We start from the raw sequence: 1,095 nt of genomic DNA, 5'->3' as shown, positions 1-1,095 counted from the left end.
CAGAGAACCAGGCAGAAAAACACCTCCTGAAGAAGCCCGGCCAGAACGATTAACAAGCCTTGACGCGCGGTGTTCAGAAGGTATGAAAACCGTACTGGACGAACTGTTTAATAGCATTAAAGAACAACCGACCAAAATACAGAAGCCTTTACAGAAAATAAAAAACGCCAAAGACCTGGAGCAACGAATTAAGGCGATCGCGGACTATTGCCGAGAGTTTTCCGGTAAAGCTAAACCAGCGAGCCATAAGAATTTCTTTAAATTTCTAGTCAAACAACGGCAAGGAAGCTGTCGTCATCGTGCGCCTGTTTTTGTTGCTGTTTGTCGTTATTTCGGGATTCCATCCCGGGTAGTGAATAGCTTTATCCACAGCTTTGCTGAATATTACGACGATAAAGACCAAACCTGGAAGTCAGTCGATCTCGGCGGTGCGCCCACCAACAGAAGAAAAATAGAATTTGACGGCCAGTACACCACAAATGTCAGTAGTTCCAGAACTTCGAGGGCAAAGCGAATAACCGAAGGTTTGGGATCACTCCCTTCCAGTATTTCTGCCATTAAACGCAACCATCGGTTAGCAGCTGAGTCGCTCTGACCAGTCATTTTTGGATGGAGTAACTTGAGTTGCTCAGTAACCTGCTCTCCATCACTGTCGGACAATATTTGCTTCACCGCTTCCGATATCGGTTCAAGTGGCTCCTTGTCATAGCCCGATGCTTCTTTCCCCAGCGACACGATTATTGAGACGGCCATGGAAAAACTGGCTAAATCTTTTTCCTCCCATAGGTTCTTGACTATTTTGGAAATAATTAGCCTGGTATCTGGCAATGCGCTGTTTTTCTCAAGGGCTTTGTTCAGTTCCCCGAGGCTCATGTTACAGGCCTTAGCCAGAGTTTGCTGTTGCGGCAAATCAGCACCTTTCATGAGATCTTTCAGGAAAGCCTTATGCTTCTTTATCTCAGTGCTGGAACTGCTGACATTTCTGCTTGGCTGGAAGACACCGTCTATTTCTCTTCTTTTGACGGGCGCACCGCTGAGATCCACTGACTTCCAGGTTTGGCTCTTATCATCGTAATATTCAGCAAAGCTGTGGAT

Annotated in this window: 1 protein-coding gene and 1 pseudogene; one reads left to right on the top strand and one right to left on the bottom strand. The window is 46.1% G+C overall.

All coding sequences use genetic code 11. The annotated features are described in order from the left end of the window. Nucleotides 1–82 precede the first annotated feature (82 nt). Nucleotides 83–361 (top strand): annotated as a pseudogene (locus tag KDK19_RS24620) (transglutaminase-like domain-containing protein); the annotation flags it as partial. Nucleotides 362–384: 23 nt separating this feature from the next. Here KDK19_RS24620 and KDK19_RS20925 read toward each other — a convergent pair. Further along, a partial coding sequence (locus KDK19_RS20925) for a hypothetical protein (protein WP_257292866.1) occupies nucleotides 385–1,095 on the bottom strand: 711 nt, incomplete at its 5' end.

It is taken from the genome of Endozoicomonas sp. ONNA1, from assembly GCF_024606325.1.
Lineage (GTDB): Bacteria > Pseudomonadota > Gammaproteobacteria > Pseudomonadales > Endozoicomonadaceae > Endozoicomonas_A.
Note: the sequence above shows the minus strand (reverse complement) of the source record. Positions and strands in the feature narration are given on the sequence as shown.